The 26,191-nt window shown below is 62.3% G+C and carries 18 protein-coding genes; 7 read left to right on the forward strand and 11 right to left on the reverse strand.

The window, feature by feature from the left end:
- Positions 1-23 precede the first annotated feature (23 nt).
- From pepN to EGJ86_RS20775, 5 genes are all read left to right on the forward strand, one after another.
- Entirely contained in the window at positions 24-2,681 is a 2,658-nt protein-coding gene (pepN, locus tag EGJ86_RS20755; protein ID WP_125836468.1) for an aminopeptidase N, read from the forward strand.
- Positions 2,682-3,166: 485 nt separating this feature from the next.
- A complete protein-coding gene (locus tag EGJ86_RS20760; protein ID WP_125836469.1) occupies positions 3,167-5,200 on the forward strand; it encodes a DUF1302 domain-containing protein in 2,034 nt (677 codons plus the stop codon).
- A gap of 67 nt (positions 5,201-5,267) precedes the next feature.
- Complete coding sequence (locus tag EGJ86_RS20765) at positions 5,268-6,638, forward strand: DUF1329 domain-containing protein (protein ID WP_125836470.1); 1,371 nt, start codon at positions 5,268-5,270, stop codon at positions 6,636-6,638.
- A 339-nt stretch (positions 6,639-6,977) separates the two neighbouring features.
- Positions 6,978-8,072, forward strand: coding sequence for a WD40/YVTN/BNR-like repeat-containing protein (locus EGJ86_RS20770; RefSeq protein ID WP_372237983.1), 1,095 nt, complete (start codon positions 6,978-6,980; stop codon positions 8,070-8,072).
- Positions 8,073-8,090: 18 nt separating this feature from the next.
- Entirely contained in the window at positions 8,091-10,445 is a 2,355-nt protein-coding gene (locus tag EGJ86_RS20775; protein WP_125836471.1) for an RND family transporter, read from the forward strand.
- A gap of 252 nt (positions 10,446-10,697) precedes the next feature.
- Here EGJ86_RS20775 and EGJ86_RS20780 read toward each other — a convergent pair whose 3' ends face one another.
- The 9 genes from EGJ86_RS20780 to EGJ86_RS20820 form a co-directional block, all read right to left on the reverse strand.
- Positions 10,698-12,338: a BatD family protein gene (locus EGJ86_RS20780; RefSeq protein WP_125836472.1), complete on the reverse strand. Its 1,641-nt coding sequence runs from the start codon at positions 12,336-12,338 to the stop codon at positions 10,698-10,700.
- Positions 12,335-14,098 (reverse strand): VWA domain-containing protein, encoded by a 1,764-nt coding sequence (locus tag EGJ86_RS20785; protein WP_125836473.1) that lies wholly within the window; start codon positions 14,096-14,098, stop codon positions 12,335-12,337. Before EGJ86_RS20785 ends, EGJ86_RS20780 begins: the two co-directional genes overlap by 4 nt.
- Positions 14,095-15,099 carry a VWA domain-containing protein gene (locus EGJ86_RS20790; protein WP_125836474.1) on the reverse strand — a complete coding sequence of 335 codons (1,005 nt, stop codon included), beginning with the start codon at positions 15,097-15,099 and terminating at the stop codon, positions 14,095-14,097. The genes EGJ86_RS20785 and EGJ86_RS20790 overlap by 4 nt, the downstream gene beginning before the upstream one ends.
- Entirely contained in the window at positions 15,092-15,586 is a 495-nt protein-coding gene (locus tag EGJ86_RS20795; RefSeq protein WP_125836475.1) for a DUF4381 domain-containing protein, read from the reverse strand. The genes EGJ86_RS20790 and EGJ86_RS20795 overlap by 8 nt, the downstream gene beginning before the upstream one ends.
- Positions 15,583-16,530 (reverse strand): DUF58 domain-containing protein, encoded by a 948-nt coding sequence (locus EGJ86_RS20800; protein ID WP_125836476.1) that lies wholly within the window; start codon positions 16,528-16,530, stop codon positions 15,583-15,585. Before EGJ86_RS20800 ends, EGJ86_RS20795 begins: the two co-directional genes overlap by 4 nt.
- A gap of 139 nt (positions 16,531-16,669) precedes the next feature.
- Entirely contained in the window at positions 16,670-17,629 is a 960-nt protein-coding gene (locus EGJ86_RS20805; RefSeq protein ID WP_125836477.1) for a MoxR family ATPase, read from the reverse strand.
- Between the two features lie 190 nt (positions 17,630-17,819).
- Entirely contained in the window at positions 17,820-18,749 is a 930-nt protein-coding gene (locus EGJ86_RS20810; RefSeq protein WP_125836478.1) for a biotin-dependent carboxyltransferase family protein, read from the reverse strand.
- The gene (locus EGJ86_RS20815) at positions 18,746-19,459 is read right to left on the reverse strand and encodes an allophanate hydrolase subunit 1 (protein ID WP_125836479.1); all 714 of its coding nucleotides are present in this window, start codon (positions 19,457-19,459) and stop codon (positions 18,746-18,748) included. The genes EGJ86_RS20810 and EGJ86_RS20815 overlap by 4 nt, the downstream gene beginning before the upstream one ends.
- On the reverse strand, positions 19,456-20,208 hold the full coding sequence (locus EGJ86_RS20820; protein WP_125836480.1) for a 5-oxoprolinase subunit PxpA: 753 nt from the start codon (positions 20,206-20,208) through the stop codon (positions 19,456-19,458). The genes EGJ86_RS20815 and EGJ86_RS20820 overlap by 4 nt, the downstream gene beginning before the upstream one ends.
- Positions 20,209-20,635: 427 nt before the next feature.
- Between EGJ86_RS20820 and EGJ86_RS20825 the strand changes: the two genes are divergently transcribed.
- Positions 20,636-21,541 (forward strand): TRAP transporter substrate-binding protein, encoded by a 906-nt coding sequence (locus EGJ86_RS20825; RefSeq protein WP_125836481.1) that lies wholly within the window; start codon positions 20,636-20,638, stop codon positions 21,539-21,541.
- A gap of 53 nt (positions 21,542-21,594) precedes the next feature.
- Here the strand turns inward: EGJ86_RS20825 and EGJ86_RS20830 are convergent, their stop codons facing one another.
- Complete coding sequence (locus tag EGJ86_RS20830; protein ID WP_125836482.1) at positions 21,595-23,478, reverse strand: methyl-accepting chemotaxis protein; 1,884 nt, start codon at positions 23,476-23,478, stop codon at positions 21,595-21,597.
- A 138-nt stretch (positions 23,479-23,616) separates the two neighbouring features.
- Positions 23,617-24,840: an OprD family porin gene (locus tag EGJ86_RS20835; RefSeq protein WP_125836483.1), complete on the reverse strand. Its 1,224-nt coding sequence runs from the start codon at positions 24,838-24,840 to the stop codon at positions 23,617-23,619.
- 271 nt (positions 24,841-25,111) lie between these two features.
- Here EGJ86_RS20835 and EGJ86_RS20840 point away from each other — a divergent pair, with 271 nt between their 5' ends.
- Positions 25,112-26,056: a LysR family transcriptional regulator gene (locus EGJ86_RS20840; protein WP_099523243.1), complete on the forward strand. Its 945-nt coding sequence runs from the start codon at positions 25,112-25,114 to the stop codon at positions 26,054-26,056.
- The last annotated feature ends 135 nt before the right edge of the window (positions 26,057-26,191 follow it).

Raw genomic sequence — 26,191 nt, forward strand, 5'->3', positions numbered from 1 at the left:
CCGCAGACGAGAGGCCAAGAGCCATGCGCACCGAACAATCCAAGACCATCTACCTGAAGGACTATCAGGTTCCCGATTACCTGATCGACGAGACCCACCTGACCTTCGAGCTGTTCGAGGATCACAGTCTGGTGCACGCGCAACTGGTCATGCGTCGCAACCCTGAAGCCGGTGCAGGTCTGCCGAAGCTGGTGTTGGATGGCCAGCAACTGGAGCTGCTGGAGCTCAAGCTCGATGATCGTGAGCTGGACGGGGGCGATTACAGCCTGACCGACAGCCACCTGACCCTGCAGCCGACCCAGGAGCGCTTCGTGGTCGACAGCAGTGTGCGCATTCACCCGGAGAGCAACACCGCGCTGGAGGGGCTGTACAAATCCAGCGGCATGTTCTGCACCCAGTGCGAGGCCGAAGGCTTCCGCAAGATCACCTTCTACCTCGACCGCCCGGATGTGATGAGCAAGTTCACCACCACGGTCAGCGCCGAGCAGCATGCCTACCCGGTGCTCTTGTCCAACGGCAACCCGATTGCCAGCGGCTCGGAAGAGGGTGGTCGTCATTGGGCGACCTGGGAAGACCCGTTCAAGAAGCCGGCCTACCTGTTCGCCCTGGTCGCCGGTGACCTCTGGTGCGTGGAAGACAACTTCACCACCATGAGCAAGCGTGAAGTGGCGCTGCGCATCTACGTCGAGCCGGAGAACATCGACAAGGTGCAGCACGCCATGGACAGCCTCAAGCGCTCGATGAAGTGGGACGAGGAGGTCTACGGCCGGGAGTACGACCTGGACATCTTCATGATCGTAGCAGTCAACGATTTCAACATGGGCGCCATGGAGAACAAGGGGCTCAATATCTTCAACTCCAGCTGCGTCCTGGCTAAGGCCGAGACCGCCACCGACGCCGCGCACCAGCGTGTCGAGGCAGTGGTGGCGCACGAGTACTTCCACAACTGGTCGGGCAACCGCGTGACCTGTCGCGATTGGTTCCAGCTGTCGCTCAAGGAAGGCTTCACCGTGTTCCGCGACAGCGAGTTCTCCGCCGACACCCATTCGCGTACGGTCAAACGCATCGAGGACGTGGCCTACCTGCGCACCCATCAGTTCGCCGAGGACGCTGGCCCCATGGCTCATCCGGTGCGCCCGGACGCGTACATGGAGATCTCCAACTTCTACACCCTGACCATCTACGAGAAGGGTTCGGAAGTGCTGCGCATGATCCACACCCTGCTTGGGCCGGAGCTGTTCCGCAAAGGCTCGGACCTGTACTTCGAGCGCCACGACGGCCAGGCCGTGACCTGCGACGACTTCGTCAAGGCCATGGAAGATGCCAGTGGCATCGATCTGACCCAGTTCAAACGCTGGTACACCCAAGCGGGCACGCCGCGCCTGGCGGTCAGCGAGGCGTATGACTCCGACGCACAGACCTACAGCCTGACCTTCCGCCAGAGCTGCCCGGCCACGCCAGGGCAGAGCGAGAAGCAGCCGTTCGTGATTCCGGTGGCGCTCGGTCTGCTCGATGCGCAGGGTAATGAACTGCCGCTGCGCCTGCAGGGTGAGGCAGCAGCACAGGGCAGCAGTCGCGTGCTGTCGGTGACCAAGGCCGAGCAGACCTTCACCTTCGAAGGCGTCGCCGAGAAACCGTTGCCCTCCTTGCTGCGCGGCTTCAGCGCCCCGGTCAAGCTGCACTTCCCCTATGACCGCGATCAGCTGATGTTCCTGATGCAGCACGACAGCGACGGCTTCAACCGCTGGGAGGCTGGCCAGCAGTTGTCCGTGCAGGTGCTGCAGGAGCTGATCGGCCAGCATCAGCGCGGCGAAGCTCTGGTGTTGGATCAGCGCCTGGTCGCCGCGCTGCGCACATTGCTCGAAGACGAGTCGCTGGATCAGGCCATGGTCGCGGAGATGCTCTCGCTGCCGGGCGAGGCCTACCTGACCGAGATCAGCGAGGTCGCAGATGTCGAGGCCATCCACGCCGCGCGCGAATTCGCCCGCAAGGAGCTGGCTTCCGCGCTGTTCGCCCCGCTGTGGGCGCGCTACCAAGCCAATCGTGAAGTCTCCAAGGCCACCCCTTACGTGGCCGAGGCGGCGCACTTCGCTCGCCGCAGTCTGCAGAACATCGCGTTGTCCTACCTCATGCTCAGCGAGAAACCCGAGGTGCTGGCGGCTTGCGTCGATCAGTTCGACAACGCCGACAACATGACCGAGCGCCTGACGGCCCTGGCCGTACTGGTCAATTCGCCATTCCAGGAAGAGCAGGGCAAGGCACTGGCCATGTTCGCCGACTTCTTCAAGGACAATCCGCTGGTCATGGATCAGTGGTTCAGCGTGCAGGCTGGTTGCCCGCTGCCGGGTGGTCTGGAGCGCGTGCATGCGTTGATGCAGCACGATGCCTTCACCCTGAAGAACCCGAACAAGGTGCGCGCGCTGATCGGTGCCTTCGCCAACCAGAACCTGATCAACTTCCATCAGGCCGATGGTTCCGGCTATCGCTTCCTCGCCGACCAGGTGATCACCCTCAACGCCCTCAACCCGCAGATCGCTTCGCGTCTGCTGGCTCCTCTGACCCGCTGGCGTAAATACGGCGCGGCTCGTCAGGCGCTGATGAAGGGCGAGCTGGAGCGCATACTCGCTTCCGGTGAACTGTCCAGCGATGTCTACGAGGTGGTGAGCAAAAGCCTGGCCTAAGACGTTTTTTGCTCTACAAAAAAAGTGTTACCGGCCTCTGGCTGGTAACACTTTTTCGTTACCCAATGAAATATGCATACTGTCCGTTATGCCTTTGCACACTTAAGTTCGGGCTTCGTCGCTTGACAGCGAGGTGATATTCGTTGCCCAGCTGTGCTGCGAGGCGCGTGGTGAGTGGCATAAAGCGTCGGATCGTAGGACAAAGTGCGTCAGTTTTTCGGGGAATAGCTGACGTGTTGGTCAATGGCTGATCAGTCACGGTTCAGGTGGCTTCCGGTCGTCTAGCTTGCGTCTTTGCGCTGATACATTCGTTTGAATTGGCATCATGGTTGCAGTAACGAACAGGATTTGGCCGCGTGCGAGAGCATGCTGGCCGTTGAAAACATGTCGCTGCAAATAAAAACACAAGCCGTCGCCAGTACGGCATATCGCGACCCGGATTCGGGATCGCTCAAAAGAATGATCTGTCCACGGAGTGAGTCTCGATGGAAATTAAGTCCCGCAAGCCCGTTCTACGTTTTGCCCCGGCCAAGGCCGGCTTTGCGTTCGCTGGTGTTCTGCCGTTGCTGGTCGCCGCCCAGGCTCAAGCGGTGGAGTTCAGCTTCGCCGATAACGAAATCACCGGCTCCCTCGATACCACCATCTCCTACGGTCAATTGTGGCGCGTCCAGGGCCAGGACAAGACCAACGACGACATCAACACCAACGACGGCAACCGCAACTTCGATACCGGCCTGGTTTCCGAAGTGTTCAAGATCACCAGTGACCTGGAAGCGTCCTATCAGAATTACGGTGTCTTTATCCGTGGTACGGCTTTCTATGACACCCAGATCATGGACAAGCGCAATGACTATTACGATGCCAACTCGCCCGCTCAGCCGAGCCAGAGCGCTCCTCGTGACAACAGTTTCACTCGCGAAACCCGTCACAAGGCTGGCCGTGATGCGCAGATCCTAGACGCCTACGTCTATGGCAACTGGGATGTCGGCAACATGCCGGTTTCCGGTCGTCTGGGTAAGCAGGTTTTCAACTGGGGTGAAGGTCTGTTCTACCGCAACGGCGTAAACACCACCAACCCGGTCGACGCCGCCAAATTCCGTCTGCCAGGTTCTGAAGTGAAGGAAGTGCTGGTGCCTGTCGAGGCGCTGAGCTTCAACGTCGGCCTGACTGACAATCTTTCCATGGAAGCCTTCTACCAGTGGAACTGGAAAGAAACCGCCATCGACCCGGTGGGTACCTATTTCTCCGAGACCGATCTGTTCGCGGACGGCGGTAATACTGCCTATTCGACTCAAACTGCGCTTATTCCCCTGGGTGGCCTGTATTCCGGCTTAAGCGCTGCGGGTATCGGTGGTCTGCAAGGCGGTCGTACCGTTGACGGCAGCGGCAACATCAAGGTGGCCAGCGTTGGTCCGGATATCAATGCCAAGAACGACGGTCAGTTTGGTGTCGCGTTCCGTTATATCGCTGAAGAGTTGAACTCGACCGAGTTTGGTTTCTATTTCGTCAATTACCACGCCAAAGAGCCGACTATTTATGCTGACCTGGGTGCATACCAGGGCCTTGATCTCGGTGCGATTGCCGCTCAGGCGCAAGGGGCGTTGAGCCCTCAAGTGCAACGGGCGGTCGCAGCTCAGGCAGGTGTATCCGTTGCTGCCCTGCAAACTGTACTGGCCAACCCGGCACTGAACCCTGCGCTGGCTACTGCTTACTCGAATGCTCTGACCAGCGCTGTGACTAACGCCACTGGTGGCTTGGCTACCATCGACGTAGCCAACCAGGTCAATGCGCGTCGCGAGTATGCCGAAGACATCCGCATGTACGGTTTCAGCTTCAACACAACCGTAGGTAACGCTTCCGTTTTTGGTGAGCTGTCCTACCGCCCGAACCTGCCGATCGGCATTGCTGCAACCAACGATCTGCTCGGCGATTTGCTGACCCAGGCTCCTCAACTGGCTGGCGGTGGTCGTGTGAATATCGGTGGCCAGCAAGTGCAACTGGGCGATCAAATTCACAACTACACCCGCGTTGAAGCATTCAACACTTCCCTGGGTACCATTTATAACTTCGGCCCGAGTCTGGGCTTTGACTCGTTGTTCGGTATCGCTGAGCTGGCCTCAGAGCACCTGCGTGGTGACAGCCTGCAGTACGACTCGCGCAATGGCACTCGCTACTACTCGGGGCGTGGTAATGGCTCCTACATCTCCGGCTACGACCGTGACGACCAAGTCAACAAGAACGCCTACGGTTACACCCTGGTCCTCTCTGGCACCTGGAACGACGTCTACGCCGGCGTAAACCTGTCGCCATTCGCGGTGTTCAAGCACGATTTCGAAGGTAACTCGCACCAGACCGGCAACTTCATCGAAGGTCGCAAGGCCTACACCGTCGGTATGCGCGCCAGCTACCTGAACAGCCTGGAAGCCGAGCTCCAGTACACCGAGTTCTATGGCGCAGGCCAGAACAACGGTGCGCGTGACCGCGACAACATCGGTTTGAACGTCAAGTACTCCTTCTAATACCTATAACCAGAAATACGCCGGGCGCTCTCGGGCACCCGGCAATACTCTTCACGGAGAATTACCCATGCTGAACAAGCACAGGCTGATGGCCGTAGCCGTTGCGCTGGCATTTTCCGCCGGCTCCGCGCTGGCTGCCGTTTCCTCGCAGGAAGCCGCAAAACTTGGCGATACCCTGACCCCCTTCGGCGCCGAAAAAGCCGGCAATGCCGCAGGCACCATTCCGGCCTGGACCGGTGGCATCACCCAGGCCCCGGCTGGATACAGCCGCTCGGGCCAGCACCACGTCAATCCGTTCCCCGACGACAAGCCGCTGTTCACCATCACCGCGGCCAACCTGAGCCAGTACGAGGCCAACCTGACCCCGGGTCAGATCGCCATGTTCAAGGCTTATCCGGAAACCTATCAGATGCCGGTGTATCAGAGCCGTCGCTCCGGCTCCGCGCCGCAGTGGGTCTATGACAACACCGTCAAGAACGCCACCAGCGCCAAGCTGGTCGATGGCGGCAACGGCTTCTCCGATGCCTACGGCGGTATCCCGTTCCCGATCCCGCAGAACGGTGTCGAGGCGCTGTGGAACCACATCGCCCGCTACCGCGGCACCTACATTGTACGTCGCGCCTCGGAAGTGGCAGTGCAGCGCAATGGCGCTTACTCGCTGGTCACTTCCCAGCAGGAAGCGCTGTTCAAGTACTACCTGCAGAACGGCTCCTTCGCCGACCTGAACAACATCATGTTCTACTACCTGTCCTTCACCACCAGCCCGGCGCGTCTGGCCGGTGGTGCGGTACTGGTTCACGAGACTCTGGATCAGGTCAAGGAACCCCGTCAGGCCTGGGGTTACAACGCCGGTCAGCGCCGCGTGCGTCGTGCGCCGAACCTGGCCTACGACACCCCGATCGCCGCTGCTGACGGTCTGCGTACCGCCGACGACACCGACATGTTCAACGGTGCCCCGGATCGATATGACTGGAAACTGGTGGGCAAGAAGGAAATCTACATCCCGTACAACAACTACAAGGTCACCAGCCCCGAGGTTAAGTACAAGGATCTGCTGCAGGTTGGTCACCTCAACCCGGCGCTGACCCGTAACGAGCTGCACCGCGTATGGGTGGTCGAGGGCACGCTGAAGTCCGGCGCCCGCCACATCTACTCCAAGCGTACCCTGTTCCTCGACGAGGACAGCTGGCAGGCTGCGGTGGTGGATCAGTACGACGGTCGTGGCGAGCTGTGGCGCGTATCCATCGCCTACCTAAAGAACTACTACGACCTGCCGACCACCTGGTCCGCGCTCGATGTGTTCCATGATCTGCAGGCGCGTCGTTATCACGTGCAGAACCTGGACAACGAAGAGAGCAATACCATCGACTTCACCCAGGCCACTCCGGACGACGGCTACTTCAAGCCAGCAGCCCTGCGTCGCCGCGGTACGCGATAATAGTCGTGTAGTCTCACGCGAAGGCCGCTACAGTAGTAGCGGCCTTTTCGTATCAGCTTGATGGATAGGCTTCTATCACGCGGTTTTTGCCTTAACAAAACATAACGTCGCGCCAATTGTCAGGGCTTTCCGAAGCTCGCTAGGATGAGCGGCCTGCTAAGAGTCTATTCACGGTTTCGCGAGCTAGAGCAATGCAAGGCAAAAACAAGCGAGGAAGCGCAGTGTACTTTTGTACATGAGCATTCCGAGCTGGTTTTTAAGGTAGCAGAGCCGACGCGCAGCAAATCGTGAGTAGGCTCTGAAGGCATTACCGCCTATAACAAGAAAGGGGGAAGGTATATGAGTGAGCCCGTCATGCGGCGCACCCAGTCCGGTCTGGCGCACATCCTGGCGCGCAAATCGGCGCTCCGTGTCCATTCGCCGCTGGCTAAAGCGCTCTCGCTGTGCAGTGTGCTTTCCATTCTGGCTTTCGCTGCCGCACCCTTGCAGGCCGAGACCTCGGCTGCGGCTGATGCCGGCTTCGCCATCGAGTCGCCCAAGGCCGTGCACAGCCTGTTGCTCGATGTGGTCAACACCGGCGAGCGCCTGGTTGCCGTTGGCGACCGTGGCCACATTCTCTATTCCAACGACCAGGGGCAAAGCTGGCAGCAGGCCAAGGTGCCGACTCGCCAGATGCTGACCTCCCTGTTTTTCGTCGATGCCCAGCATGGTTGGGTGGTCGGTCATGATGCGCAGATTCTCGCGACCACCGATGGTGGCCTGACCTGGACCAAGCAGTACGAAGACCTCGAACGCGAGGCGCCGCTGCTGGATATCTGGTTCAAGGATCTTGAGACCGGCTACGCCGTGGGCGCTTATGGCGCGCTGCTGGAAACCACCGATGGTGGCCAGAGCTGGGAAGACGTCAGCGATCGTCTCGACAACGAAGACGCCTATCACCTCAATGCCATTGCCGCTGTGAAGGACTCGGGCCTGTTTATCGTCGGTGAGCTGGGCCAGATGTTCCGCTCCGCTGACTGGGGCCAGACCTGGGAACGCATCGAGGATCTGCCCTACGAGGGTTCGCTGTTCGGCGTGCTCGGCACCGACCAGTCGGCCACCTTGCTGGCCTACGGCCTGCGCGGCCACCTGTTCCGTTCCACCGACTTCGGTGATAGCTGGCAGCAGGTCAAACTCAATACGCCGAACAATGGTCCGCTGGAGTTCGGTCTGGCCGATGGCGCGCTGCTCAATGATGGCAACGTCGCTGTGGTAGGGCACGGTGGCACCGTGTTGCGCAGCAAGGATCACGGTCAGACTTTCAGCCTGATCAACCGTCCCGACCGCCTTTCGCTGGCCGGGGTAGCTGCACTGGATAACGGCAACCTGATCCTGGTGGGGCAGGGCGGCGTTCACCTCGCCGCCTCGACTGGCGCCGATCTGGGCCAACAATAACAAGCCGGGAGCCTTTGCATGACCAAGCATCAACAACAGCCTGCTTCCTTCCTCGAGCGGCTGATTTTCAACAATCGCCCGGCGGTGATCCTGATCTGCCTGCTGATCAGCATCTTCCTGTTCTATCAGGCTGCCCAGGTACGCCCGCAGACCAGCTTCGAGAAGATGATTCCGCTGGGGCACCCCTATATTCAGAAGATGCTCGAACACCGTAATGACCTGGCCAACCTGGGTAACACGGTGCGCATCTCGGTGGAAGCCACCGATGGTGACATCTTCAGCAAGGAATACATGGAAACGCTGCGGCAGATCAATGACGAGGCGTTCTACATTCCTGGCGTCGACCGCTCCGGTCTGAAGTCGCTGTGGAGTCCGAGCGTGCGCTGGACCGAAGTGACCGAAGAGGGCTTTGCTGGCGGCGAAGTGATCCCGCAGACCTACGACGGTTCTGCAGATAGCCTTGAGGATCTGCGTAGCAACATTCTCAAGTCCGGTCAGATCGGTCGCCTGGTGGCGAACAACTTCAAGTCCAGCATCGTCGATATTCCGCTGCTCGAGTCCTACCCGGACCCGAATGATCAGAGCAAGCTGATCAAGCTGGACTACCAGAAGTTCTCTCACGAGCTTGAAGACAAGATTCGCCAGAAGTACGAGGCGCAGAATCCCAACGTCAAGGTGCATATCATCGGCTTCGCCAAGAAGGTCGGTGATCTCATCGATGGCCTGATCGGTGTGGCGCTGTTCTTTGCCGTGGCCATCGGCATCACCTTCGTGCTGCTGCTGTGGTTCACCCACTGCGTCAAGAGCACCTTGGCGGTGCTGATCACCACGCTGGTCGCGGTGATCTGGCAGCTGGGCTTGCTGCACACCCTGGGCTTCGGTCTCGATCCCTACTCGATGCTGGTGCCATTCCTGGTATTTGCCATCGGCATCTCCCATGGTGTGCAGAAGATCAACGGCATCGCCATGGCATCGGGTGAGGCGACCGATGCACTCTCCGCCGCGCGTATGGCGTTCCGCCAACTGTTCATCCCGGGGCTGGTGGCGCTGCTGTCCGACGCAGTTGGCTTCGTTACCCTGCTGCTGATCGATATCGGCGTGATCCGCGAGCTGGCCATCGGCGCATCGATGGGTGTGGCGGTGATCATCCTCACCAACCTGATCCTGCTGCCGGTCGTGATTTCCTATATCGGTATCGGCAACCGTGCGGTGAAGAAGAGCCGCGAGGAGGCTGCCAAGGATCATCCGATCTGGCGCGCCATTTCCAACTTCGCCCATCCGATGGTGGCACCGATCTCCGTTGTCGTTGCCGTGGTGGCGCTGGCTGGTGGTGTCTGGTACGGGCAGAACCTGAAGATCGGCGACCTCGATCAGGGCGCGCCGGAACTGCATCCGGACTCGCGCTACAACCTGGACAATGACTTCGTCATCCGCAACTACTCGACCAGTTCCGACGTGCTGGTAGTCATGATCAAGACCGGCCCCGAAGGCTGCTCTACCTATGACAGCCTGGCCGCCATGGACGAGCTGATGTGGAAGATGGAGAACACCGAGGGCGTGCAGTCGGCCATCTCCATGGTCACCGTGTCCAAGCAGGTGATCAAGGGCATGAACGAGGGCAACCTGAAATGGGAAACCCTGTCGCGTAACCAGGACGTACTGAACAACTCCATTGCCCGTGCCGAAGGCCTGTACAACGCCGACTGCTCGGTGGCGCCGGTGCTGGTGTTCCTCGAGGACCACAAGGCCGAGACCCTGTCGCGCGCCGTGGCTGCGGCTGAAGAGTTCTCTGCGCAGCACACCACTGACGACCTTCAGGTGGTACTGGCTGCCGGTAACGCCGGTATCGAAGCCGCGACCAACGAGGTAATCGCCGAGTCCGAGACCACCATGCTGATCGCCGTCTACGCGGCGGTAAGCATCATGTGTCTGCTGACCTTCCGCTCGCTGGCAGCGACCCTCTGCGTGATCCTGCCACTGGTGTTGACCTCGGTGCTGGGTAACGCGCTGATGGCCTTCATGGGTATCGGTGTGAAGGTCGCCACGCTGCCGGTGATCGCATTGGGTGTGGGTATCGGTGTCGACTATGGCATCTACATCTACAGCCGTCTGGAGACCTACCTGCGTCAGGGCATGCCGCTGCAGGAAGCCTACTACGAGACGCTGAAGTCCACGGGTAAGGCGGTACTGTTCACCGGCGTCTGCCTGGCCATCGGTGTGGCGACCTGGATCTTCTCGGCGATCAAGTTCCAGGCAGACATGGGCCTGATGCTCACCTTCATGTTCCTGTGGAACATGATCGGTGCGATCTGGCTGCTGCCGGCTCTGGCTCGCTTCCTGATCAATACCGAGAAAATGCGCGCCAAGGCTTGATGCCTATCGCGTAGAACGAAAACCGCGGCCCGTGGGCCGCGGTTTTTTTATGGGCTATCGGTATGTTTCCGATGTGCGCTCTGTAGGAGCCAGCTTGCTGGCGATCATCGCTGCTATAGGGTGTATCGCCGGCAAGCCGGCTCCTACAGTTCTGTTGGGCCACTGCAATCCGTAGGCGCCTGACACGTGGCGTTGTCGCCGTGATCCGGACGTGCTGCGTGGGGGTTCGCTTCGATGCCCGCGAGGGCAGCGCTAGCGTGGATACAGCGGCGGTAGCGCGTTGCTTTCCTGCGGCGCTGCGCTTGGCTCCTGTGCGGCGGGCAAGTTGCGAATCGCCTTCCACAGCTCCTCGCCTTGCCACTGTTGGCCAACTTCGCTGTACAGCGCGCCGTTGAGACCGTCCAGGGCGTCCGACAGCGGTACGTAGCGTGCTGCCATATCGGCGAGGGTTTCCGGTTGCTGACGGGCCCAGGCGTCGAGTGCATGACGCGTGGCCTGGGCATCGCCGGCCTGGCAGGCGCGCTTGATGTCGTCGAGCAGCGTGCGCGGGCTGGGGCCGCTCTGTGCCACGCGCTGGATCGCCGGTTGCCGACGGGCATGCCACCACAAGCCGAAGCCGAGCAGCGTGGTTACGCTCAATAGCGCGCAGGCCAACTGCCAGGGCCACAGGTCCGGCCCCTCGATCACCTGGGTCGTCACCATCGGTGTATTGGGTTGTTCATCGTTCTGCAGTTGCGGGTTTGCCGCGACCTGCAACGTGCGGGCGGAGAGGGTGGTGCGCTCCAGTGTGTCGGTCTGGGTGTTCCACCACAGCACTTCCAGAGGCGGCAGGTCGAAACTGCCGCTGCGATTAGGCACCAGCGCCTCGCGTTCCTCGCGGGTGCCGATGATGCCGGTTTCGCTCTTCTGGTCGCTCATCTGCGGCTGATCCGGGTAGCGACGCAGGCCGTCGACCTGGGTCGCCGGTAATGGCGGCAGCTGAGCACTGGAAAGTCCGTCGACCTTGAGAATCAGGCGGCGGGTCAGGGAGTCACCGACCTGGCTCTGCTCCGGTTGCGGGTTCCAGGTTTCCGCCAGGCCCAGTGCACGTGCAGGCAGCCAGGGCGCGTCAGGCGGGTAGTCAGCCGGCTTCGGTTTGACCAGCAGCGGAATGTCGGGGGACTTGACCCGTGAGACCTTGCCGGTGCGCGGCCCGAATGGCAGGAAGTCGGTATTGCGCGAGCGGTCGACCAGGGTGGCACTGAAAGTCTGTCCGGGAATCACCAGCTCGCCGCTGCGTTGCGGATAGATGGCGTACTGCAGTTCGATCACGCCGTGCAGCACGCCGCCGATGCTCTTTTCGTAAGTGCGCGGTTCGCCCAGTTGTTCGACGCGGGCATCGGGCAACCGCAGCGGCGTCAGGCTGCTGTCGTCGTACATGGACACCGAGTGGTAGATGCGCAGGGTCAGCACCGCCTGGGCCTGGACGTAGACGTTGTCCTGATCGAGGCTGGCATCGATGAATACCGGTGCGAGTTGTTCGCCATCGCCTGCGCTGACGGCTGCCTCGACATTCAGCGTGATCGGCAGGGTTTCGGCGTCTTCCAGGCGGATTGCCGGGATTGTCACCTCGCCGTTGCGGCGCGGCTGCAGGGTGAGGATCCAGCGAGTGCTGGCGCGCGGTGCATCGCCGATGCTGCTCAGACGGTTGACCTGGCGACTGCCAAGTACCTCGAAGTCTTTCTCCAGCGGGCTCAAGTCGGGCCGACCGAAGCGGGTCGGGTCAGTCGACTCCAGCGTCAGCACCACGGTTTCGCCTTCGCTCAGGCGAGTGCGGTCGACGCTGGCGAAAAAGGCTTCGGCATGGGCCTGCCCCGCGAGCACTAGAAGAAGCAGGAAGACCAGACGCTTCATCGGTTCGAGTCCTGACGCTGTTGCTGTTCATACCAGAATTTGCGCCGCAGCAGCTCCGCCGGATCGTCCGGGATCTGCCGCAGCCATTGTTCCAGCGCTTGCCGACGTTCTGCCGCGGTGCCCAGATCGGCTTCCGTGCGCGGTTGCTCAACGGGCTCGGCATCGTCCGGGGAGGCACTGTCGGTGTGGCTGTCGGGTTGGCTGTAGTCCCCGGTGCCATTCGCGCTGCCCTGTATTGCGCTGCTTTCACTGTTCTCACCGCTACTGCTCGGCTGGGTAGGCTGTGCAGCGGTGCTGTCGGCGGGCTGGCCGGCCGTGGATTCCGTCGGCTCGGCCTGATCGTCGTCTGGTGCCTGCTGCTCGGCCGAGTCACCCTCGCCGGATTGCTGCTGATTCTCGCGCTGGCGCAGCGCTTCTTCCACCAGGGCCTTGTTGTGCTGCGCGGCCGCCAGCTCCGGCTGGCGTTCCAGGGCCTGCTCATAGGCATCCAGCGCCGCTTCCAGTTCACCGGCCTTGGCCAGGGCATTACCGCGATTGTAGTGATCGATGGCGCTGTCGCCCTTGGCGAAACGCTCTGCGGCGGCAGAGTAATCCTCGGCCTCATAGAGAGCCTTGCCTTGCCACTGCGGATCGACGAAGCGTTGGGCGGCCTCGTCAGGGCGTTGTGCTTCCAGCAGGCGCTGGCCCTGCTGATCGGGGCGCAGCCAGAGGTCGTCGAATTCGAAGGCCTGGCTGCTTTGTGGCGGCAGCATCAGCAGCAGTGGTAGGCAGAACAGCCAGCCGCGGCGCCCGGCACAGGCGGCCAGCAACAGCAGTGGCAGCAGCAGCCAGTAGCCCTGGTCGATATGGCTGTCGAGCAAGGTCGGCTCACCTGCCGCGCGCATGGCCTGCGGGCCATCGAGCAGGCCCAGGCGGCGCAGGTCGTCGTCGTCCAGGCGGATCGGCGCATAGCGGCCGCCATGGGCTTCGGCGGTTTCCCGCAGGCCGCGTGCATCCAGACGTGGGATCAGGATGGCGCCGCGCGAGTCCTTGAGAAAGCTACCGTCCTCTTGCACCACTGGCGCGCCTTCGCGACTACCCACGCCCAGCACCAGCAGTGGTACCGAGCGTTTCTCCAGTGCCTGCTGGATGCCGTTGCGCTCCTCATCATCGAGGGCGCTGGTGATCAGTAGCAGGCGGCCCTGGCCCAGCGGTGCCTGGTCGAGCAGTTGCAGCGCGCGCGCGACGGCCAGATCGGCGCGTCGGCCCGGCTCCGGCATCAGCGACGGTTTAAGCGCTTCCAGCAGGTTGCGGCTGGTGGCCAGGTCATCGGACAGCGGCACCAGGCTGTGTGCGCTGCCGGCGTAAACGATGATCGCCGTCTGCGCGTCGCGACGGGCTTCGAGCAGGTCGAGCAACTTGCGCCGGGTCTGTTCCAGGCGATTGGGCCGGCCGTCGGTTGCGAGCATCTGCGGCGTCAGTTCGAGCAGGATCAACAGTGGGTCGGCAGGCTTCTGGTTACTCTGCTCGACGCGCTGCCAACTGGGGCCGAGTAGCGCCAGTACGGCGAGCAGCCAGGCCAGGCCGAGTGCCAGCCAGGGCAGCTTGCTGGAGCGGCCGCTGCCGCCTTTGAGCAGCGCCTGATGGAATACAGGGGGCAGCAACAGTTGCCAGCGCCCGCTCTGGCGCTCGCGATGCCATAGGCGCCAGAGCAGCCAGGCCAGCAAGGGCGCGGCCAGCAGCCACAATGGGCGCAGCCATTCCGGCCAGAGCATGCTCATGTGCGCCTCCTGAGCCGCTGTAGCAGGTCAGGCCAGAGCACCTGGCTAACCAGCAGCAGCGAGCCCAGCAGCGCCAGCGCCAGTGGCCAGGCATAGAGCGCCTGAGCCGGGCGGGCGAGCGTGGTTTGCTGGGCGACGGGTTCGAGGCGATCGAGCGTCCGTTCGATCTGGGTCAGCTCGGCCTGATTGCGTGCGCGGAAATACTCACCGCCCGTGACGTCGGTGATCGCGCGCAGGCTGGTTTCGTCCAGATCCAACGCGCTGAAACCGAAGCTGCCGAATGCACCGCTTTGCTGTGGGTCGGCGCCGATGCCGATGGCATAGATACGCACACCTTCATCGGCGGCCAGTTGTGCAGCCACCATCGGATCGATTTCGCCGCCGTTGTTGGCTCCGTCGGTGATAAGCACCAGCACGCGACTTTGCGCCGGGCGCTGGCGCAGGCGTTTGACCGCCAGGCCGATGGCGTCGCCGATGGCGGTGTTCTTGCCGGCGATGCCGATCAACGCCTCGTCCAGCCAGGTGCGCACGGTGTGGCGGTCGAAGGTCAACGGCGCCTGCAGATAGGCCTGGCTGCCGAACAGGATCAGGCCAACGCGATCGCCACGGCGACCTTCGATGAAATCGCCGAGCAGGCGTTTGACCAGTTCCAGGCGGCTGATCGGCTCGTCATCCCACTGCATGTCGGCGTAATCCATGGAACCGGAGACATCCACCGCCAGCAGCAAATCGCGGCCGCTGGCGGGCAGCGGCAGCGGTTCGCCGACCCACTGTGGCCGGGCGGCAGCGCACAGCAGCAGGCACCAGAGCAGCACCAGCGGCGCTTGCTGGCGCCAGCTGGGCAGCGCAGCACGGGCACGACGCCCGCTCAGGGCCTGCAATTCGTCGAGAAAGCCGACGCGCAGCGCCGCATCACCGCTGTCGGCCGGCGGCAGCAGCACGCGCAGTAGCCAGGGCAGCGGCGCGAGCAGAAAGACCCAGGGCCAGGCGAACTCAAACATGCTTGCGAATCCAGGTGGCGATGGCCTGATCGAGCTCCACGATGGCCTTGTCGCTCAGCGTGCACTGCGGTCTGTAGCTGCCGTCGACGAGTATCATCCAGCGGGTCAGACCCGCCGCCGGACAGCGGTTATCGAGAAACGCCAGCCAGGCGCGGCTGCTCAGGGTGTGACTGGCACTCTCGGGATAGCGTTCGCGGCACAGGCGCTTGAGCAGGGCGTTGAGCTGCTGCAGCCAGGGGCCGGCCGGGGCGCCGTCGAAGGGCTTGCTCAGACGCGACAGTTCGTCGAGCGCAGCTTGGCGCAGTGGGTCGAGTGTTTGCTGCGTGACCACCTTTGGCGGACGGCGTCGCCAGTTGCGCAGCAAGCGCCACAGGCCCCAAGCCAGCAGTGGCAAGAGCACAGCCAGCAACCACCAGCCGGGTGCTGGTGGCCACCAGGGCACGGGCGCTGGATCGATCAGCGGCTGCAACTGGTCGATGGGATTCATAGGGATTTTCTCGCGTGCAGGCTGCTGAGCTGCTCCTGCAATTGCTCGACCAGTTCGAACTGTGTGCTCAGCGGCAGCAACGGCACGCCCAGCTTCTGTGCCAGGCGCTGCCAGCGTGCCTCACGGGCCTGGGCCTGGGTGCGATAAGCCTGGCGCAGGTCGCCGTTGTGGCTGTCGAGCTCCAGCTGCGCACCGTTCTGGGTGAAACGCAGCAGGCCGGCGGCCGGCAAGGCGTGGTCGAGCGGATCGGACAGCGGCAGCAGCAACAGGTCCGTGTGGCGTGCGAGCAAGGTGAGTTGCTGTTCGGCGTTGTCGCTGAGGGCACGTTCGTCGCAGAGCACGATCACCAGGCTGCCCGGGCGCAGCACCTCGCGGGCGCGACGCAGGGCCAGGCCAAAATTGTCGCGGTTCGTGTTGGCCTGGCTTTCCGGACCGAGCGCCTGGTTGGCGCGGGCCAGCAGGTTGAGCAGTTGCAGCAGGCTCTGCTTGCTGCGCCGTGGCTTGACCTCGTGATGCTCGTTGTCGGCGAACACCAGGCCACCGATACGATCGTTGTGACCCAGCGCGGCCCAGCCGATCAGCGCAGCGGCGCGAGCGGCCAGCACCGACTTGAAGCATTGGCCGGAGCCGAAGAACAGGCGCTGGCTCTGCTCGCTGATGATGAAGATGGGGCGCTCGCGTTCCTCATGGAACAGCTTGGTGTGCGGCTCCTGGGTGCGTGCGGTGACGCGCCAGTCGATGGTGCGCACGTCGTCGCCCGGCTGGTAGACGCGTACCTGGTCGAAGTCCACGCCACGGCCGCGCAGCTTGGAGTGATGCAGGCCTATCAGCGGGCTGCGCCGGGCCGGGGTGGAGAACAGGGGCACCTCATGCACCTTGTGGCGCATGTCGATCAGCTCGCCGAGGGTGATATGGATGCCGGGTGCCGGGGTTGGGCTGGACATATCGATCTCACGCCATCCTGCCGTGCTCCCTCGCCCATTTATGGGAGAGGGCTGGGGAGAGGGTGGAGCGTTTCGCTGCCCTCTCCCCCGCCCCCTCTCCCGCAAGCGGGAGAGGGGAGACAAGCGCGCAATATGGCATTCAGGCCACCGCCACCACGTCGAGGATGCGCTGGATCACGCGATCCTGATCGACCCCCGAGGCTTCCGCCTCGAAAGACAGGATGATGCGGTGGCGCAGCACGTCGAACAGCACCGCCTGGATATCTTCCGGGCTGACGAAGTCGCGCCCGGCCAGCCAGGCATGAGCGCGCGCGCAACGGTCGAGGGCGATGGAGCCGCGCGGGCTGGCGCCGTAAGCGATCCAGTCGGCCAGCTCGGCGGCGAACTTGGCCGGGGTGCGGCTGGCCATGACCAGTTGCACCAGGTATTCCTCCACGGCATCGGCCATGTACAGGCCAAGAATTTCCTTGCGTGCGGCGAACACCGCCTGCTGGCTGACCCGATGCTCGGGCTTGGCCTCACCGTTGAGCGCATCGCCACGGGCCTGGGCGAGAATCTTGCGCTCCACGGCCGCGTCGGGAAAACCGATCTTCACATGCATCAGGAAGCGGTCGAGTTGCGCTTCGGGCAGCGGGTAGGTGCCTTCCTGCTCGATGGGGTTCTGCGTGGCCATGACCAGAAACAGCGGCGACAGATCGTAGGTCGAGCGTCCGACCGAGACCTGGCGCTCTGCCATGGCTTCGAGCAGCGCCGACTGCACCTTGGCCGGGGCGCGGTTGATCTCGTCGGCCAGCACCAGGTTGTGGAAGATCGGCCCCTGCTGGAACACGAAGCTGCCAGTTTCCGGGCGGTAGATCTCGGTGCCGGTGATGTCTGCTGGCAGCAGGTCCGGGGTGAACTGGATGCGATGAAACTCGCCCTCGATACCTTCGGCCAGCTCCTTGATCGCCTTGGTCTTGGCCAGACCAGGGGCACCTTCGACCAACAGGTGGCCATCGGCGAGCAGGGCGATCAGCAAACGCTCGATGAGCTTTTCCTGGCCGAGGATCTGAGTGGAGAGAAATTGGCGTAACGCGACCAGCGCTTCACGGTGTTCCATCGTAGGGCTCTTCTGGCGGATGGGCGGGGCTTTGATTGCCGCGCGTGCAGACCGCCGACTTTAATGCATTTGCGGCTTCAGCCGCTATCTGCGGCGCTGTTCATGAACAGTCTGGCAACAGAAATGAGAGGCTGATCGCCAGCGCCGCAATGACCCGCCATTGACGCTGGTGGGCCATTGCTACGCGGCGCTATTGCCACTGCGCCAGGAGTTGACGCTGGGTTAGCAGGGCGCTGTCCTGCGTGGTGGGGACAAGGTGTACGGTCTGCCCTGGCAGGCATTGCGCCAGCCGAGCCACGGCCTGTGGCGTCAGCGCACCCAGGCGCGGGTAGCCACCGATGGTCTGGCGATCATTGAGCAGGATGATCGGCTGGCCGTCCGGCGGCACCTGTACGGCGCCCAAGGGGATGCCTTCGGAGATCATCGAGCCCCGCTGGCATTGCAGTTGCGGACCATTCAGGCGAATGCCCATGCGGTCGGCGCGTTGGTCGATCAGCCATTCACTGTTGAAGGCGTCGAACAGGCTCTGCCCGCGAAAGTCGCCAATTTGCGCGCCCAGTACCAGTTGCAGGCGAGGCGCGGCCTGATATTCGGGAATGAATTCGGCGGGCATCTGCCGCGTTGCGCCAGTGGCAGCGGTCCAGCCCAGCGAGTCGCCGACAGCAATGGCACGGCCATCGCCCAGCAGGCCGCCAAGCCCCTCGCGCAGCATACTGGCGCAACTGCCGAGCACCAAGGGTGCCTGGAATCCACCCGGTGCTGCCAGGTAGGCACGCGCGCCTTGGCGCGGCTGGGCGAAGCTCAGGCGCTGGCCTTTGCGCACTGCGAAGTTGCGCCACGGTGTTAGCGGCTGGTCGTCCAGCCGTGCACCGAGGTCGGCACCGGTCAGCGCCAGGGTAGCGTCGCGGCTGCATTCGAACTCGGCATTACCCAGAGTGATCTCCACCACGGCGGCAGTCAGCGGATTGCCCAGCAACCAGTTGGCCCAGTGATGGGCGATCCAGTCCAGGGCCCCGCATTGGGTCACACCAAGGTGGCGTACGCCGAAACGTCCACCATCTTGCAAATGAACGAAAGGGCTGCTGCGCAATGCACGCAAGCCGCCATCAAGAGCGTTCATTGGCCGGCCTCCAGCGGACTGTCGTCGCCGCCCAGACGGATGAACTCGGCGCGGTCGATGGCTACGAAGCGCACGCGATCACCGGGTTGCAGCAGGCTGTAGCCTTCGATATCGCTGCCGAACAGGCGGCTTGGCGTGCGCCCGATCAGGTTCCAGCCTCCGGGAGAAACCACCGGGTAGGCGGCTGTCTGCCGTTCGGCGATACCGACGCTACCGGCGGCGATGCGCTTGCGCGGTGTGCTCAGGCGTGGCGCAGCGAGGATTTCCTCGACCAGGCCCATGAAGGCGACACCGGGGGCGAAACCCAGGGCGAACACCTGGTAGGCATGGCCGCTGTGCCGGGTGATCACTTCGGCCTCGCTCAGCCCGCTACGGCGTGCCAGCAGTTGCAGCTCCGGGCCGACGCTGCGGTCGTACCAGGTGGGCAACTGGTGTTCGCGGCCGCCCTGCAGGTCGGCAGGCTGCAAACCGTCGAATGCTTCAGCGACCTTTGCCCGCGCCTGCTTGCTGTCGAGTTGGCACAGGTCGTAGTGCAACAACAGGGTGGTGTAGGAGGGCACCAGGTCGATCAGCGCGCCGCCGAACACTTCCTGAAGGCGCGTGCGCGCTGCCAGCATCCACGGCATGTTGGCTTCATCGATAAAGTCGAACAGGCGCAGGATCAGACTGTCTATGCCGGCGACTTCCAGCCGGACGTTGGGCGCCTTCATGCCTGTCCCAGGCCGTCGAAGGCCTGCCGGATACGTTGCACGGCAGCCACCGAGCTGGCGTTGTCGCCATGTACGCACAGGGTCTGCGCGTTCAACTGCAGAGCGCTGCCGTCGCTGGCCTGCAGCGCCTCGCCACGCGCCAGGGTAATCGCCTGGCTGACGATCACTTCGCTGTCATGGTGCATGGCACCCGGCAGGCTGCGGCTGACCAGGAAACCGGCGGCGTCGTAGGCGCGGTCGGCGAAAGCCTCGAACCACAGGGTCAGGCCGAACTCATCGCCCAGCGCCTGGAACTGGCTGTTGTCGCGGGTGCACATCAGCATCAGCGGCAGATGGCGGTTGTACTTGGCCACGGCACTCATCACCGCACGCAGGGTGGCGGGCTTGCGCATCATGTCCTGATACAGCGCGCCGTGCGGTTTGACGTAGCTGACGTGGGTACCCTGGCTGCGGCAGATGCCTTCCAGCGCACCGATCTGATAGAGCATCAGGTCTTCGACTTCCTGCGGCGTGCAGTCCATCGAACGACGGCCGAAACCGACCAGATCCTGATAGGCAGTGTGCGCACCGATACGTACGTCGTGAGCCATGGCCAGGGCCACGGTCTTGCGCATCACGCTGGGGTCGGAGGCGTGGAAGCCGCAGGCGATGTTGGCGCAGTCGATGTAGGGCATGACCTCGGCGTCCAGGCCCATGGTCCAGGCGCCGAAGCTTTCGCCGATGTCGCAATTCAAAAGCAGGCTGTTCAAGTGAGCATCCTAATCATGGCGTGCATGGATGTGGTCCGACAGCTTTGGGCTGTTCTGGGCGTTGGCTTCATTTTTCCGGTGCCGCCGAGAAGCGTCCAACTAATTAAAACATCCGCCGGAGATAGGAAAAGCTGATGGTGCACGCATCGGATTTTCTGATCGCCAGGCGCCGGTTTTTCCCGTTGGACAGCATTGTCTCGGCCCTCGACAGTGACTGGGTGAGACGCTCCTTGGCGCCGTTCTGGCGCAACCCCCGGTGTCTCCCGTACCCGGGGGCTTTTGCGTTTCTTTCCAGTCGACTCATGTACCTGGTCTACCAGTCTACGGGGGCAACCCAATGAAGACCGTACCTTGCATGTCCGTGTTTTGCGCATTACTTGTCACTCTACCTCTGGCGTTACCCCTGTACGGCGCTGAACGTTGGTCCATGTCCGTGGAACAGCCTGCCGGCAATTTCATCAGCCGCGTGGCGGTGGACTTCGCCAGGAATGTTCGTCAGGCCACCCAAGGCCAGCTGGATATTCGCGTTCATCCGAACTCCACTCTGTATCGTCGTCCCGAAGTCAAGCCGGCGGTAAGCCGTGGCGATATTCAGATCGGCGATGTGTTCATGTCTGCGCTGGGCAATGAAGATCCGATCTACGAACTGGACAGTCTGCCGTTTCTCGCCACCGACTACGAGCAGGCGCGCAAGCTCTGGGCGGTAAGCCGTGAGGCGGTGGAGCGCCGCCTGCTGGCCGATGGCGTACGCCTGGTTTATGCGGTGCCGTGGCCGGCGCAGAGCCTGTTCAGCAATCGCCCGCTGCAGACTGCGGAGGACGTTCGCGATCTGCGTTTTCGCAGTTACAACCCGACCATCTCGCGTCTGGCCCATTTGCTCCACGCTCAGCCGACGACCATCAATACCGAGGACGTGCCGCAGGCCTTCCGTGCAGGGCAGGTGGACATCATGCTCACCTCCAACGCCACCGGCATGGACCTGCGCGCCTGGGATTTCGCCTCGCACTTCTACGACGTGCGCGCTTTCATCCCGAAGAACATCGTTATCGTCAACGAGCGCGCTTTCCAGCGTCTGCCAGAGGCACAGCGTCGCGCATTGCTGAATGCCGGTGAGCGCGCCGAGCGGGCAGGGTGGGCATTGTCCTGGGCCTTGACTGGCTATCAGACGCGGATGCTCGCCAGGCGCGGCATGACCGTAGTGCAGGACATCGACCCGCAACTGCACCGTGGTCTGGCCGAGGTGGGTCAGCAGCTCACCGGAGAATGGCTGGCGCGTGCAGGTGAGGAGTACGCGCAGATCATCGAGGCGTATCTCGATGGGCTGCCACGCTAGTCCGTCAACATGAATGCCCGGCCGGCGGTATACCGGCCGGGCGCTCGTCTCACTCAAGCCAGGCGGAACTGACTGGCGCTGCGCCCCAAAGCATCGACCTGCGATGACAGCCCCTCGGTGTGGTCACCCAGGGTATGACGCAGGTCCTTGCTTTGCCCGGTATGCACGTTGATGGTTTCCATCTTGTCGGCGATGTCTTCGGTGGTGGTGGACACTTCCTCGATGGCCACCACGACCTGGTTCATCTCGCCGGTCAAGCGCTCCATCGCCGAGGTGATGGAGCTGATGGCGTCGGCTACCTGAGCAGCATGTCGCTCGCTGTCGGCGGCCAGGTTCAGGCCATTGCTCATCAACTGGTGCATGTGACGGGTCTGCTGCTGGAACTCGCTGACGATGGCGCTGATGTCGGTGGTTGCCGAGACCGTCTTCTGCGCCAGCGAGCGCACCTCATCGGCCACCACCGAGAAGCCGCGGCCGGCGGCACCCGCTCGTGCCGCCTCGATGGCCGCATTGAGGGCGAGCAAGTTGGTCTGGTCGGCGAGGCTATTGATCACATCGACGATGCCGTTGACCCGTGCGCTGCTTTGGCCGAGAGCATCGACCTGGCTGTGGGTGTCCTGAATCAGCTGCGCCAGGCGACTCATGCTGTCGACGCTGGCAGCGATTACCTTGCCGCCATCGCGCGCGGCATCATAAGCGCTGGTGGTGGCAGTGCCGACTTCGGCGGTGCGTTGCGCCATGTCGTTGAGGGTGGCGCTGATCTGGTGCGAGGCCGAGGCAGCCTGCTCGGTCTGCATCTCCACCTGGGTACTGTTATCACCCAATTGGCGCATGGCATCGCCCAGGTGATGATGCAGGCGGCTCAGCTCGCCGTTGGCGCGCACCACTTCGGCAACGATGCCGCCGATGCCCTGGATCATGCGGTTGGCGGATTCGGCCAACTGGTTGAATTCGTCACGCGGGTTGCTGCCTACCGGCAGCTTGCCGGTGAGATCGCCAGAAGCGACCTGAGTGAGCAACTGGGTGGCATTGCGCAGGCGGGTGACCAGCGTGCGTGACGCCTGCAGCAGGGTGAAGCAGAGCAGGGCGGCAACGGCAAGGAAGCTCAGCCCCATCATCCACAGTGCCGACAGGCGCGCCTGTTCGGCTTCCTGCGTGCGACGCTGCAGCAGGCCGCTTTGCAGGGCTTGCGCCTGCTCTTCGATGCGCGTTTGCAACTGTTCGCCCAATTGGCGCAGGCGCTGATTGGTCGCGTTGATGCGCTCGATATTGCCATGGATATCGCCGAACGCCTGGGCATAACCCTGCACGTTCTTGCCGATCGGCGTGTCCTGCCATTCGAGCTCCGTGATCTGCTCCTGCAGTTTGCCGATCGCCGTCAGGGCAATCTGGGCGAAGGCTGGATCGAAGGTGGAAAGGTAGTCACGTTGGCTGCTCAGGGCGCCGCTGATGAACGGTTTGATCAGATCGAAGCTGATCGCCTCCAAGGCCTTGCCTCTCTCGGTCAGCGTTTTGCGCTGGCCCTCGAAGGGGGTCAGGCCCAGGGTCTGATTGAGGCTGAGCCATTGGCGTTGTTGGGCCAGTTCTTCCAGCAGCACGGTCTGAATCTGCTGGGCGTATTGCAAGGTGGCGTCGTCTTCCAGTGCCTGTGCCTGCGTCAACAGTTGTCCGACGAGTTCTTGCAGCTGATTGAGACCGCTGTCGAATTCTGCCTGCAGATCGGGAGTGATCTGTTGGCGCAGTGCGTTCTGTTGCCACCAGTTGTTCATCAGCTGGGTACTGGCGCTGGCATAGGCTGCCGCCTGTTCCCTCGCCTGTAATGCGCTACTGACGCGATGGTTGGCCCATAACGAAGCGGCCGCCATCAAGATCAGGCTGATCAGGGTGAGCGCGATAAGGGCTCGGAATTTTTGTTGCCAGGACAGTAAAAAGCTCACGATAACGCCTCGCCATCTTCTTCAGGATGATTCTCAGGAGTCGGCAAGTTGTCATACAACTTGATTAAAAGTCTATGACTATCCTGTTTCCCGAGAAACGCGAACGGGGCCGCAAGGGCCCCGTCATGAGTTGAGTACTTACCAAAGTGGCAGGGTGTAGCTGAGAATCAGGCGGTTCTCGTCGAGATCGTTGCCGAAATTGGAGCGAACCGTGGCGTTACGCCATTTCAGCCCGAGATTCTTCAGCGGGCCGTTCTGCACCACGTAAGCGATATCGGTATTACGTTCCCATTCCTTGCCTTCACTGCTGCGGCCGGCGACTTCGACGTTGTCACCAGAGATATAGCGGGTCATGAAGGTCAGCCCCGGTATACCGATGCTGGCGAAGTTGTAGTCATAACGCACTTGCCAGGAGCGTTCCTCGACGTTGGCGAAGTCGTTGATCTGCACGAAGTTGACCAGAAACGGGTCGCTGCTGGCGATGTACGGGAACGGGTCGTCACCGCTCATGCGCTGGTAGCCGGCACCGAAGGCGTGGCCGCCCATGTTGTAGGTGAACATGGCGCCGAAAGCCTTGTTGTCGAGGTCGCGGAAGTTGCCGTCCTCGCGGCTTTGCGAGTAGCGCAGATCGGTCTTGAACGATTGGCCATCGCCCAGCGGCAGTACGTGCACCAGCGTGCCGTAGTACTGCTGGTAGACGTCCTCGAGGGTGCCGTAATGCAGGCCTGCGGTGAGCTGCGGGGTGATCTTGTATTCGCCGCCGCCGAACACGAAGGAGTCGCTTTTGCCGCCGATGCGGTTGCCGGTCATCTCGGTGTAGTCGGTGGAGCTGTTGGCCTTGATGCGGTTGATCTTGCCGCCCTGCAGGGTCAGGTTGTCGATTTCCTGAACATTCAGCAGTGCACCCTGGAAGGTCTGCGGCAGCAGGCGTGAGTCGTTGGCCGAGACGATCGGGCTGCGAAAGTGCAGCGCGCCAGCTTTCAATGTGCTGTTGGAAACCTTCACTTTGGCGGTCAGGCCGAGCTTGGAATACTCATCCTGCGAGCCGCCGGAGCGGTCGGCCGGGAGCAGGCCGCTGCCGGCTGTGCCGTCACCGGAATCGAGCTTCAGACCGAGCATCCCCAATGCATCGATACCGAAACCGACGGTGCCCTCGGTGTAGCCCGACTCCATGCGCAGCAGAAAGCCCTGCGCCCATTCCTCCGCCTTTTCACGGGCGCCGCTCTGGCGGAAATCACGGTTGAAATAGAAGTTGCGCATCTCGACGCTGGCTTTGCTGTCAGCGATGAAATCGGCATGCGCGAGGGTTGGCAGGCCGCCGCCGAGCAGCAGCGCGGATGCCAATGGGTAATGAGGTTTCATGGTGCAGTGTCTCCTGTTGGGAGCGCGCAGCCGACGTGGGCGGCTGCTTGGCAGAGCGCGTTTTGAATGATGTTGTTTTGGTCTGCGCAGAGCGCGGCGCCATTCTTCAAAGCGTTGTTCGGCGGCGTCCAACGAGAAAAAACAGGGGGCCAGCGATAGGAAAATTCATCGGCTGAGCGAAAAACCTCTGGCATACAACCTGCTACGCCTGAGGCAGCGTGGGCGCTGCCAATCAGCCCCTGAGAAGAACATTGCGAAGAGGCGTTGCGGCATGAACCTGAGATTTCTCGAGACCTTCGTTTGGGTGGCACGGCTCAAGAGTTTCCGCCTGACAGCCGAGAAGCTGTTCAGCACCCAGGCGTCCATTTCCAGCCGTATCGCTGCGCTCGAGGATGAACTTGGCACGCGTCTTTTTCTGCGTGATTCCAAGGGCGTATCGCTGACCCCGGAAGGGCAGAAGGTGCTCGAATACGCCGAGCGCATGATCGACACCATGCAGGCCTTGAAACAGTCGATCAGCGATACCGGAAAGATTCAGGGGCGCATTCGTGTCGGTGCGATGGATACCGTCATTCACACCTGGTTGAGTCCGTTCGTAACACGGGTGATGGAGCGCTACCCGGCAGTGGAGATCGAACTGACCGCCGACACTGCACGCAACCTCAACGAGCAATTGCTCAAGGGCTATCTGGATATCGTGTTCCAGACCGATATGGTCAACGGCGACAGCGTACGCAACTTGGAACTGGCCGCATTTCCGGTGCGCTGGATCGTTCCGACCGGTTCGCTGTACCACCGCTGCTATGCCTCGATGGAGGAATTGGCACGCGAGCGCATCATCACCTTCTCGAAGAATTCTCGACCGCATCAGGACATTCTCAACCTGCTGCATGCCGGCAGCGTCAGCGCGCCGCGCATCAACTGCGTCAACTCCATCGCCGCGATGACGCGCCTGGTGCGTGACGGTTTTGGTATCGGCGCGCTGCCGCCAGCGCTGGTGCATGACGAACTCAAGCAAGGCCTGCTGACCATTCTCGATGATGTACCCGAGCCGCCGCCCTTGCCGGTGGTCGCTACCTGGCGCACGGGCGTGGGGCTGGAACTCAGCGAAGACATCATCGCCCTGGCCTGTGAGGCGTTGGACGTTTACGCCGAGGAAATGGGCGAATCCTGCATGGCGCGAGTCGCGCCAGCGCCGGAACAGCAGAGCGCCTGATCGTCTTCATTTCACCCACTTGCGGGGGCCTTCAAAGGCTGCCCGCTGCTGGTGCATTCGCTGCAGAAATGCCCCCTTTCATCCCATAACGATTTCCGATCATGCGCCTCCGGTTTTTCTAGTTGGACAGGGTAG

The organism is Pseudomonas sp. o96-267 (assembly GCF_003935465.1).
Taxonomy (GTDB): Bacteria; Pseudomonadota; Gammaproteobacteria; order Pseudomonadales; family Pseudomonadaceae; genus Aquipseudomonas; species Aquipseudomonas sediminis.